Below are 11098 nucleotides of genomic sequence, written 5' to 3'. Positions count from 1 at the left end.
CATTATTGGCAGCCCTACGAGTTAATGATGCAGAAAGTCATCTCTATGGCATCAGGAAAGCCATTAGTCGTAGAGATTGGACCAGGATACAGCCCCTTCCCTCCTGCAACAGAGTTTATTGATTGGAAAGATGGACAGTTATCTATATCTGATATAAGAGTTCATTGTTTAGACATAAACAAAGATCGACTTCCATATGAAGATAAGAGTGTGGACTTTATCTATTGTCGCCATGTTCTTGAAGATATTTATAATCCTTTATGGGTCTGTGAAGAGATGGCACGAGTTGCGAAAGCTGGATATATTGAGACTCCTTCACCGCTAGCTGAGTGCTCTCGTGGGGTCGATGCAGACTCGCCAAATTGGAGAGGCTACGTTCATCATCGTTATGTTGTCTGGGTTCATGATGGCAAACTTACTTTTCTGCCCAAATATCCAATCATTGAGCATTTTAATTTAATGGAGGTGGAAGATGAAATCATAGAACTTCTTAACTCTTCACCCCTGTACTGGAATACATACTTCTTCTGGAATGATTCATTTGAAGTTAACTTTCTCCAATCCGATCAAGATTTTAATTTCCCTAAATCTTACCAAGAATGGCTAATGGAATCGATCGCAAGATCCACAGAAGACGCTCTACTAATAGCACTTAATTATGGCTTTCCTGTTGCCTGAAATTCAATGAAATCTTACATAATCATTACTGGGTCTGATGCTAACTTTTTTGAGTTAGCCCAAGGGACGATTCTATCTATTCGTGAAAAAGTTGATGGGCAGAATGCGTTTCTGGGATTTTTTGATTTGGGCTGTACACCTGAGCAACTGAAGTGGTTGCGTGAATGGGTGGATGTGATCAAAATGCCTGATTGGGATTTTGATTTTTTACAAGGGTCAGATGCTCCAATTTATCTCAAAGGCTTGATTGCAAGGCCTTTTCTACCTAGATACTTCCCCGGATTCGATATTTATTGTTGGATTGATGCGGATGCTTGGGTGCAAACATGGTCGTCAGTGGAGTTATTCCTTCAGGGAGCCGAGCAAAAAGGATTGGCGATCGTGCATGATGCTAGTAGATATAATTTAGGTCAGTATGGGCATCTAAAAAATCTATATCAAGGGCATTACCAAAATTTGCATGCTCACTTAGGTGAAGAATTGGCAGAGAAGCTCTTTACCTACCCCACCATTAATGCAGGGGTATTTGCTTTGCATAGAGAAGCTCCCCATTGGCAGGTTTGGACAGATTGTCTTGCTTTGATTTTAAAAAATCAGGTTACGCTTTACTCCGACCAAATTGCTCTGAATTGGGCGATTTACGAATTCGATCTTTTGAAACACACTGAGTTGCTCCCAGAATGGTGCAACTGGCAATGTCATTGGTTTGGTTTTGATTTGCCCCTTTGGCATAAACAGCAAAATTGCCTCGTAGAGAGATACTTACCCCATACTCCTATTGGTATTGTGCATTTAACTGTAAAGAAGCATAGATGGTTAAATCTTGCAACCACGGATGGAGATGTTGCAGAAGTTAGTCTGAGATATGAAAGTAAAGCAGGGACTTTATTAAAGAATCATTTCCTTGCCCAAAGTTTGAGACAGGAGCTAAACCTAAGAGATATTAACTTAATTATTTTTCCTGACTGGCAACAACCCGAAGATATCTTATTACTTGAGATCGCAGAAATTATCAGAAATATTCTTCAACAACCCGAACAAAGTGATATTACCTTACTCATTCACGCTTGTGATATCAGTACTGAAGAATTTGATGATTTTTTGTCCTATGCGATGATGCAGCTTTTATATGAAGAGGATTTAGAAATCGAAGTGGATAACATCGCTGCCATTTCTCCAGTTAGAGATTTGAGTAAAAGCCAATGGAATGCCTTGTTATCTCAAGTTCAATGGTATATCAAGATGACTCATGAAAATTATTTGGCGGTAATCGATGTTGGCGCAAATAACTTACCATCCCCAGAAATCGTATAAATTGCTCTGAACGCATTCACTATGAAAATTGCATTTGTTGATACAGTTGATTGGAACTATCGGGTTGAAAGTGCTTACCAAAGACCGTTAGGCGGTTCGCAATCAGCATTGTGTTATCTCGCAGAAGCCCTAAGTCAGCAAAATCATGAAGTGTTTTTGCTAAATCAAACATTAGATATAGGGATGTCTAGGGGAGTTACCTGTCTCAATTTAAATCAAGTACCGAGGGAACTTCTACAAAGTCTAGACGTAGCGATCGCGCTGAATTCAACAGGATATAGTAAAACCCTACGATCGCAACTTGGAGAACAAACTTGCCTTGTACTTTGGACACAGCATGACACAAATCAGCCAGCTATGCAGCCTTTGCAAGATCGGACGGAATGTGACATTTACGATGCGATTATCTGTGTAAGTGAGTGGCAACGTCAAGAATACTGTCACTGCTTTGGCATCCCGCCCGATCGCATCGCTGTTTTTCGCAATGCGATCGCACCTGTATTCACCAACCTTTTTGAGCAAGATGTAAGCATTCTCAATCAGAAATCTAAAATGCCGATTCTTGCTTATACGAGTACTCCATTTCGTGGTTTAGATATTCTCTTAGAAGTCTTTCCCGAAATCCGCAAAGCCATCCCTAAGGCAAGATTGCAGATTTTCTCCAGTATGAGAGTGTATCAGGCATCAGAGGCAATCGATCGGGAACAGTTTGGCGATCTTTATGACCGTTGTCATAATACAGAAGGGGTGGAGTATATTGGTTCTCTCCCTCAGCCTGAACTTGCCAAAGCTCTGAAATCAGTTTCAGTCTTGGCCTATCCAAATACCTTTGCTGAGACTTCTTGTATTGCGGTAATGGAAGCGATCGCCAGTGGCTGTAAGGTAATCACGAGTAATTTGGGAGCTTTACCTGAAACTACCCATGGCTTTGCCGAACTCATTGAGGTAGGAGATTGGACAGTTTATAAAGGGCAATTTGTGAATGCTTCGGTGCAATTTCTTGGCAGCTTGCAAAGTGAATCGAGGACAGAGCAACCTATTGAGATCGAATCCCAACTGAGACAACAGGTGGATTACATCAATCGGTCTTGTACTTGGTCTGTGCGGGCTACGGAATGGAGCAAATGGCTGATGGCACTGACTGAGAACCGGCAAGTAACGATGCTTCATGCCTTGCAAAAGCTAGAAGATGAGGTCGAATTTTACGAGCAGGCGATCGCCAACGATCCGCAGATCAAATCCAACTACTGGCATTTAGGCTTGACTTTATTACTGCTCAAAAGAGAAGAAGATGCCCAAATGGTTTGGTTCTCTGCAATCTCAGAAGGTACGATGGAGGAATCGGAACAATGGACTGCCGAATTAATCGCGACCTTAAATACTGAAGCGAAACAGCGAGAAGCTCAAGGAGATTTTGATAAGGCATGGTTAGTACGTCAATATATCTATGCAAATGCACCTGAAGATATCGCCAATCTTTTTGCTTTGGGTAATTTGCATTTGAATGTGGGGCAAATTGATGAAGCGATCGCTTGCTTTTACAAATGCCTGTTAATCGAATCGGATCGACCTGAAGTTCTAGGGGAACTTGCAAAAGCCTATCAGCGCCAAGGCAAAATCAGTTATGTCAATACTTCACATATTGCACATTCTTTGTCAGACGACATAGGTATCAAACTAAATTTGGGTTGCGGGGAAAACCATCTTGAGGGGTTTATCAATGTCGATAAGTTTGGCAATCCAGATTTACGAGCTGACTTAGAAGTCTTTCCTTGGCAATGGTCTGATAATAGTGTGGGTGAAGTCGTACTAAAACATGTTTTGGAGCATCTTGGTGCTACCCCAGATATCTATTTCGGCATCTTTAAAGAGCTTTATCGTATTTGTAAACCCAATGCAAGAATTTATATCAATGTGCCCCATCCACGCCATGATGACTTTATGAATGACCCCACTCATGTCCGAGCGGTTACACCAGAAGGGCTGATGCTGTTTTCACAAACTCAGAATCGCGATTGGATTGCTGTCAAGGCGGCAAACTCGCCCTTGGGACTTTATCTCGATGTCAATTTTGAGCTTGTGCGTTGGTGCTACGACCTAGACGAACCTTGGCGTTCTCAATTTATCGCTGGTAAGGTTGGGGGAGCAGAGATGCTACAAATTTTGAAGCAATTTAATAATGTTGCGAAGCAAATTGAAATGGAGTTGGTAGTTGTCAAACGCTAGGTATTCTCAACTCACATTTTTTGGATGCTTTACCCGATTTATTGCAGGGTCTCTCTTATGAGAAATACAGTACATAGGTGTCAGCGGTTCCAAATTCAGATTATTGCGCCAGTTAGTAGGAAATACAACGCACCAATAGCCAAGGGGTATAGGGTTTGCTTATCGCCAGCAACGCAACGAGTAGCGGTTGCCGCGCCAAGTTGTCCAGCCATTCGCAATATTGCTGCTGCGATCGTATCTTAGGAACCAATTATCTTGCTCTGCTCCCAAGTATCGGATATTCAATGTGGTACTGCTCGATCGCTGTTTTGCAAGCGGAACCCAAGCGCTACCATTATCGCTAAAGCGTCCTACAATGCGCACGCCCGATGTCGTCGAACAAACACCCCCCGAACAATTTGTCTGCGGATCGTTGACCACAGACCACTGCATACGAGCAGATCGCCCATCAATGTTGCAATTCCATCTGCCAAAATACCACTCAGTTGCTACTTGGGAAGCGATCGCCTGACCTGATGCCAAAAATAAACTCAAGGGAATTAAGGCAAATTTCATGAAAAACTGTTTATACATTGTAAAACCCTCTTAAAGCCTGAATGTATGTATTCTGATGCCAATTTTCAAAGCTTGAGATGACAGAGATCGCATTTTCTAGCGATCGCGATCGCACCCCTATCAAACAAATCACTCACAAAAGAGTAGCTCCACTCGTTGGGAGCTTCACCTTTTCTCAATAACAACTTCTACCGAACGAAACGAAGCTCAGGGTTATACTTTTGGAATATGGGAAGTATCTTTCCTCAGTAGTCTTTCATGAATTCATAATGCGATCGCAAATCATTCATCACGAGCGAGTAGATTCGACCAATAGCGAGGCGTGGCGGTGGCTCGATCGCGCTTCTGATACCACTAAGCAGTTAGAGGGAACGGCGATCGCTGCCAAACAGCAAACCAAGGGACGCGGACAGCGCGGACATACTTGGCAATCCGATTTAGGCGGTTTGTATTTATCGGTAATTGTGCAGCCCAATATTTCGGCAACCCACGCCAGTCAAATTACCCTGTGGAGTGCGTGGGGCATTGCGACGGCTCTGAATACCACTGGGGCAAATGTACGGATCAAATGGCTCAACGACCTGCTTGTCGATGGACGTAAACTGGGTGGCATTCTCACAGAAACCAGAATAGAGGCTGGCGTTGTCACCGATGCCGTGATCGGGATCGGGATTAATTGGTTAAACAATGTGCCCGATGGTGCGATCGCTTTGTCAGATTTAGCCACGAATATTACCGACCTCGATCGCTTGACAGAGCTTGTTTGGGCTGGGGTGATGCAAGGACGCGATCGCTTTGCCCGTGAGGGGATCGAGCCAATTTTGTCGGACTATGTTACATTACTCAGCGAGCGAGCGATTACAACCCAGCACCTAGGACGGGAACATAAAGGTTACATTTCCGACATTACAACAACTGGCGATCTTGTCGTAATATGGGAGGGCAGTTCGCAGCCTTCGATTTACAGACCTAGTACATTTTCGCTAGGTTATCATTCGCTAGGTTAACAAAGGTAAGCACTAGGTTTACTCTAGGTTTATTCAAGGGCTAGGCAATCAAACCGTCATACCTAAAAAACTTGACCTAAAACCCCCATCTCCGAAACTAACCCATGAAACAACTTAGGAAGATGCCCCAAAAATCACTGCTAAAACTATCTCTGCTCAGCCTTTGCCTTTCCATGAGTGGAAATGTCATGCTCGTCACAGGACTTAGTGACGCCCAAGCAGCTAAAAAATCGGCAATTTCCCCAGAAGTCACTGCCCCAAATCCAGCGCCAAGAGTTGCCCCAGAGCCAGTAGCAGCACCACAGCCTCAAATTGACAGGTCTACCCCTGCGATCGAGATTCAAACCAGTAGCTCTAGTACTCGTAGCAATACCCAAGGCAATACTCAGGGCAATACGAGAGGCGCAACCTCTGAGCCTGCCATGGTTGAGATCCAATCGCGTCAACCACAATCTTCAGCCACGAAACCAGCCTCAGGTAGTAGCAACTCAGGGAATGTTGAGATTGTATTTGAAAGCCGTAAATCGGGCTGTCAAGCCAGAGGTCAGGATCTAGGTAGTCGTCAAGCCAATTTATGCGCTCCCGAAGTTGAGATTGCCAGAAATGCGCCCACCAACTTAATCTACTCATCCACGGGGGAACCCGTGGTACAGGTACGGAAGCTGACAAGGGCTGAAATTGAGTCCATGAGCGTGCCCAGCAATGGTGATAAGCGCATGCTTTTCCCTTTATCGATTCCAGCGATTATTAGTTCCTCGTTTGGCTATCGCGTACACCCAATTACCCAAGCCGTAAAGTTCCATCAAGGCACAGATATCGCCGCCGCAGAAGGAACTCCCGTAGTCGCAGCCTATAGCGGTAAGGTGGAAATTTCTGGATGGCTAGGTGGTTATGGTCTGGCGGTTGTGATTTCCCATGGGGATACCCACGAAACTCGCTACGCTCACCTTTCGGAAGTATTTGTCAAACCCGGTCAAGTTGTCAAACAGGGCACTGTGATTGGTCTGGTGGGCACGACTGGCTTCTCTACTGGTCCCCACCTCCACTTTGAGCTATGGGAGAGAATCAGAGGAGAATGGACAGTCATGGATCCTACTCCCCATTTAATTTTGGCTTTAGAACGGTTGAATACTTACCTAGCACAGCTCAATAATCCTGAAAGTGTCAAACCTAGTATTAAACCTAGTATCAATGCCAAACCTAGTATTAATAAACTTGGAACGAAGAAGCCTGTGATTGATATTCTGGGGATGACTAGACTTTTCGGTAAAACCGCAAAGGGATGAACGGATGAAATTAGCGTTTATTATTGACCCGATCGCAAAACTAGACCCCACCCATGATACGAGCGTCACCTTAATGGAAGCTGCTTGTCACAGGGGGTATGAGGTATTCGTCACCAATGTGGAATCTCTCAGTGTAATTGGGGGTAAAGCTTGGGCGTTGTTACAACCCGTTGTGGTTCATCCCGTCGAACTGGTGGATGGTAAATGGGTCGCGCCTCATCCTTGGTACGAGCTTAAGACAGGTAAGTTTCAAGCGCTTGAAACAATGCAGGTTGTGTGGATGCGCCCCGATCCCCCTGTTACGGTCAACTACATTTATGCAACCTACATTCTGGATTACGTCGATCCGAAGCAAACCCTTGTTGTAAATTCTCCCGCAGGAATTCGCTCGGCAAATGAGAAAGTCTACGCCCTGCAATTTCAGGATGTGGTGCCTGAAACGATCGTCACCAGCGATAAGGAAGTCATTCGCAAGTTTGTCGCCTCCAAAACCGAAGCGATTCTAAAGCCTTTAGATGGCAAGGGTGGAGAAGGGATTCTATTCGCGCAGCAGGGCGATCGCAACTTAAACTCTCTGATCGAGATGAGTACGAAATTTGGCACAACGCCGATTATGGTGCAAGCCTATCTGCCTGCTGCCCAAGAGGGAGACAAGCGGATTATTCTCTTAAACGGCGAACCGATCGGAGCAGTCAATCGCGTCCCCCGCTCGGGTGAGTTTCGCGGCAATATGGCAGCAGGCGGAAATGCCGTGAAGAGCAAGATTAGCAAAAAAGAAAAAGAAATTTGTGCCAAACTCGCGCCCACACTGCGCCAAGATGGACTGGTGTTTGTGGGGATTGATGTGATTGGTGGCTATCTCACAGAAGTGAATGTCACAAGTCCAACGGGTCTGAGAGAAATCGATCGCCTTGATGGGGTGAGATTGGGCGATCGCGTCATGGATTGGTTGGCAGCACAGCGATAATTTTATAGCATCCCCCAGCGTCGCAGGCTAATTGCATGTGTTAGGACAACGCAACGCTTCATTCCGATGTCGTTAGAATGATAGAGTTAGACACGACTTTCACTAGCAAAGAGTTAAGAAGACAGATGCAACAAGGACAAACCATATCGCTTGAAATTACCGACCTAGCAGATAGTGGAGATGGAGTCGGTCGTCACGAAGCGTTAGTGGTATTTGTGCCAGATACCGTACCAGGCGATCGCATTGAGGCGAAACTCGTCAAAGTCAAGCATAGTTACGCTAACGCCAGCCTCACCAAAATTCTCGCTCCTTCGCCCCATCGAATTCGCGCTGCCTGCATTGTTGCTGATAAATGTGGTGGTTGCCAATGGCAGGTGGTGAGTTATGACTTTCAGCTCCAGATCAAACAAAATCAAGTAGCTCAGGCATTACAGCGCATTGGTAAATTCGATCCCGAAGCGATCGCTGGTTGGATGGATCCAATTATTGGTGCGCCTTCGGATTTGCACTATCGCAACAAAGTTACCTATCCACTCGATAAAACCCAAGAGGGCAAAGTCAGAGCAGGCTATTACCAAAAGGGCAGCCATAAGCTGGTCAATCTCAATCAATGTCCTGTCCAAGATCGGCGCCTCGATCTTTTCTTGGAAAATGTCAAACTAGACATTCAAAAGCAGGGTTGGCTCATTTATGACGAGCAGTACCATCGAGGTCTATTGCGCCACTTTAGTTTGCGAATTGGGCGGCAAACAGGACAAGTTCTCTTAACGCTGATTTCCACCTCATGGGATGTGCCAGGACTCGAAGAGCAAGCCAACGCATGGCTAGAAAAATATCCCCAACTGGTTGGTGTAATGCTCAACCATAATTCCATTCGCACCAATACCATCTTTGGTGCTGAAACCCGTTGTATAGCAGGTCGCGATTTTGTCGAAGAAAGGTTCGCGGGACTGACATTCCAATTGAGGGCAGATACCTTCTTTCAGGTTTATACGGAACAGGCCGAAGCGATGGTGTCTGTAATTCAAGAGGAGCTTGGCTTACAAGGGCACGAGCTTCTCTTAGATGCCTATGCGGGAATTGGTACGATTTCTCTACCTTTGGCGCAATCGGTTAAACAGGTAATCGCGATCGAAATTCAGCCCCAAGCGACACAACAGGCAATACTCAACGCCCAGATGAATGGTATTGATAATATTCAATTTCTCACAGGAAAAGTGGAAGACCTCCTACCCACCCTAGAGATTCAGCCTGATATTACGATCTTAGATCCACCGCGCAAAGGCTGCGAACCTAGTGCGATCGCCCATTTACACAGCCATCCCTCCCAGCAGATCGCCTATGTCAGTTGTAATCCCGCCACCCTCGCCCGAGATCTAAACCTGCTTTGTGCGGATAATGCCTATCGGATTACGCGGATTCAACCCTTTGATTTCTTTCCTCAGACTTCCCATGTGGAAAGCGTAACATTCCTGACAAAGAACTGATTCCAGTAAAGATTCTAAAATCTTTGCCGCTGGTTCTGGGAAAAGTTGATAATAGAACAGATTTTCGATCATGAGGAGCGCTATATGGATGTTAAAGCCGCGATCGCCTTTGCTGCGGGTCAACCCCTAAAAATTGAAACGGTTCAACTCCAGCCGCCCCAAGCAGGAGAAGTGCTTATTGAGATCAAGGCGACAGGGGTTTGTCATACCGATGCCTTCACCTTGTCTGGAGCCGATCCTGAAGGATTATTTCCGACGATCTTAGGGCATGAAGGCGCAGGTGTGGTCGTGGAAGTAGGCGCAGGGGTCACCAGTCTTAAGGTCGGCGATCATGTGATTCCTCTCTATACGCCCGAATGTCGTCAATGTAAATTTTGCCTCAGCCAGAAAACCAATCTCTGTCAAGCAATTCGCACAACCCAAGGACGCGGACTCATGCCCGATGGCACGAGCCGATTTTCCATTGATGGCAAGATGATCCATCACTATATGGGAACTTCCACTTTTGCGAACTATACGGTACTTCCAGAAATTGCCGTGGCGAAGATTCGCGAAGACGCTCCCTTTGATAAGGTTTGCTATATCGGTTGTGGCGTCACCACGGGTGTCGGCGCCGTGATCAATACCGCCAAGGTCGAACCTGGTGCAAATGTGGTCGTATTCGGTCTGGGGGGGATTGGGCTAAATGTGATTCAGGGTGCGCGTTTAGCGGGCGCAGATATGATTATAGGAGTAGACCTCAATCCCAATCGGCGATCGCTGGCTGAGAAGTTTGGCATGACCCACTTTGTCAATCCTTTAGAAGTGGAAGGCGATCTGGTTCCCTATTTGGTTGACCTGACCAAAGGCGGTGCAGATTATAGCTTTGAGTGCATCGGTAATGTGAATGTCATGCGTCAAGCTTTGGAATGCTGTCACAAGGGCTGGGGAATGAGCGTAATTATTGGCGTTGCTGGTGCAGGTCAAGAAATTAGTACCCGTCCCTTTCAACTTGTCACAGGTAGAGTTTGGAAAGGCTCTGCCTTTGGTGGTGCTAGAGGTCGCACAGATGTTCCAAAAATTGTGGATTGGTACATGGATGGCAAAATCAATATTGACGATTTAATTACCTACACCATGCCGATCGAGAAAGTGAATGAAGCCTTTGACCTCATGCACGAGGGCAAATCTATTCGCACAGTTTTAACGTTTTAGTCGCGAGAATCGAGGGCGATGCGATCGCCCTTTGTTTTGCTGGGTAATTCAAATAAATCTCAGAGAAAACCCTGATATAGGCAATCAAGAAATGGCGATAGAATTGTAGTATAGATATGTAGAAATATTGTGTAAATTTCTGAAAGTCAATAAACTGAGGCGTATGGACTCTACAGGAATTAGTCGCACATGCCTAAGTAAGGTAGGTTGTTTAATCTCTTGTTAGACTGTTATAGTCACAGGGGAATAGGGTTAAGTTATGAGTACAATCTCACTTGATCGAGTCACCATCTTAGCGGTTGATGATAACCCAGAAAATCTCGGTCTCTTGCATCAGAAATTCTCGGCAATGTTGGCAACCTCGTCTCTTTAGAGCGAGGTGGA

Annotated in this window: 9 protein-coding genes; 8 read left to right on the top strand and 1 reads right to left on the bottom strand. The window is 45.4% G+C overall.

The window, feature by feature from the left end; genetic code table 11:
• Positions 1-45 precede the first annotated feature (45 nt).
• From V2H45_RS13960 to V2H45_RS13950, 3 genes are read left to right on the top strand one after another with little or no spacing between them, the layout of a single operon-like run.
• The gene (locus V2H45_RS13960) at positions 46-678 is read left to right on the top strand and encodes a methyltransferase domain-containing protein (protein WP_330484259.1); all 633 of its coding nucleotides are present in this window, start codon (positions 46-48) and stop codon (positions 676-678) included.
• A 6-nt stretch (positions 679-684) separates the two neighbouring features.
• On the top strand, positions 685-1992 hold the full coding sequence (locus V2H45_RS13955) for a hypothetical protein (RefSeq protein ID WP_330484258.1): 1308 nt from the start codon (positions 685-687) through the stop codon (positions 1990-1992).
• A gap of 21 nt (positions 1993-2013) precedes the next feature.
• A complete protein-coding gene (locus tag V2H45_RS13950; protein ID WP_330484257.1) occupies positions 2014-4218 on the top strand; it encodes a glycosyltransferase in 2205 nt (734 codons plus the stop codon).
• 159 nt (positions 4219-4377) lie between these two features.
• Here V2H45_RS13950 and V2H45_RS13945 read toward each other — a convergent pair whose 3' ends face one another.
• On the bottom strand, positions 4378-4791 hold the full coding sequence (locus V2H45_RS13945; RefSeq protein ID WP_330484256.1) for a DUF6006 family protein: 414 nt from the start codon (positions 4789-4791) through the stop codon (positions 4378-4380).
• A gap of 251 nt (positions 4792-5042) precedes the next feature.
• Here V2H45_RS13945 and V2H45_RS13940 point away from each other — a divergent pair, with 251 nt between their 5' ends.
• The 5 genes from V2H45_RS13940 (at position 5043) to V2H45_RS13920 (ending at position 10714) form a co-directional block, all read left to right on the top strand.
• On the top strand, positions 5043-5780 hold the full coding sequence (locus V2H45_RS13940) for a biotin--[acetyl-CoA-carboxylase] ligase (RefSeq protein ID WP_330484255.1): 738 nt from the start codon (positions 5043-5045) through the stop codon (positions 5778-5780).
• 104 nt (positions 5781-5884) lie between these two features.
• Entirely contained in the window at positions 5885-7066 is a 1182-nt protein-coding gene (locus V2H45_RS13935) for a M23 family metallopeptidase (RefSeq protein WP_330484254.1), read from the top strand.
• A gap of 4 nt (positions 7067-7070) precedes the next feature.
• Positions 7071-8033 (top strand): glutathione synthase, encoded by a 963-nt coding sequence (gene gshB / locus V2H45_RS13930; protein WP_330484253.1) that lies wholly within the window; start codon positions 7071-7073, stop codon positions 8031-8033.
• Between the two features lie 125 nt (positions 8034-8158).
• Complete coding sequence (gene rlmD / locus V2H45_RS13925) at positions 8159-9520, top strand: 23S rRNA (uracil(1939)-C(5))-methyltransferase RlmD (protein ID WP_330484252.1); 1362 nt, start codon at positions 8159-8161, stop codon at positions 9518-9520.
• Between the two features lie 84 nt (positions 9521-9604).
• Positions 9605-10714 (top strand): S-(hydroxymethyl)glutathione dehydrogenase/class III alcohol dehydrogenase, encoded by a 1110-nt coding sequence (locus V2H45_RS13920; protein ID WP_330484251.1) that lies wholly within the window; start codon positions 9605-9607, stop codon positions 10712-10714.
• Positions 10715-11098 lie beyond the last annotated feature (384 nt).

It is taken from the genome of Tumidithrix elongata BACA0141 (assembly GCF_036349135.1).
Classification (GTDB): Bacteria; Cyanobacteriota; Cyanobacteriia; order Pseudanabaenales; family Pseudanabaenaceae; genus Tumidithrix; species Tumidithrix elongata.
Note: the sequence above shows the minus strand (reverse complement) of the source record. Positions and strands in the feature narration are given on the sequence as shown.